The organism is Dietzia sp. IBK-p2-15D (genome assembly GCF_057773105.1).
This window is the reverse complement of sequence record NZ_JBYMTK010000110.1, coordinates 1-441: the sequence shown is the minus strand read 5'-3', so window position 1 is coordinate 441 and position 441 is coordinate 1. Positions and strand designations below refer to the sequence as shown.

The 441-nt window shown below is 49.7% G+C and carries 1 rRNA gene; it reads left to right on the top strand.

The features are described from left to right. Nucleotides 1–441, top strand: a 23S ribosomal RNA gene (locus tag AC3DEV_RS17110); the annotation flags it as partial.

The window sequence follows — 441 nt, the reverse complement described above, 5'->3', positions numbered from 1 at the left end:
GAATCTGGGAGGACTAACTCCTAAGGCTAAATACACTTTGTGACCGATAGTGAACTAGTACCGTGAGGGAAAGGTGAAAAGCAGCCCGGGAGGGCGTTGAAATAGTACCTGAAACCATATGCTTACAAGGAGTCGGAGCCCCGTTACAACGGGGTGACGGCGTGCCTATTGAAGAATGAGCCAACGAGTTTATGTGTGCTGCAAACTAAGCCCTTCTGGGGTGGAGTTATAGGGAAACCGAGTGTGAACAGCGCGATCTTTATGTTTTTGCTTTTGCGTCTCTTTTGCCGCAAGAGCAAGAACATATATTGTAGTACGCATAAGACCCGAAGCCAGGTGAGCTTGCCATGAGCAGGGTGAACCACACAGAGATGTGTGGGGAGGCCCGAACCGGTTGGTCGTTTAATGCCATCGGATGACTTGTGGTAAGGAGTGAAAAGC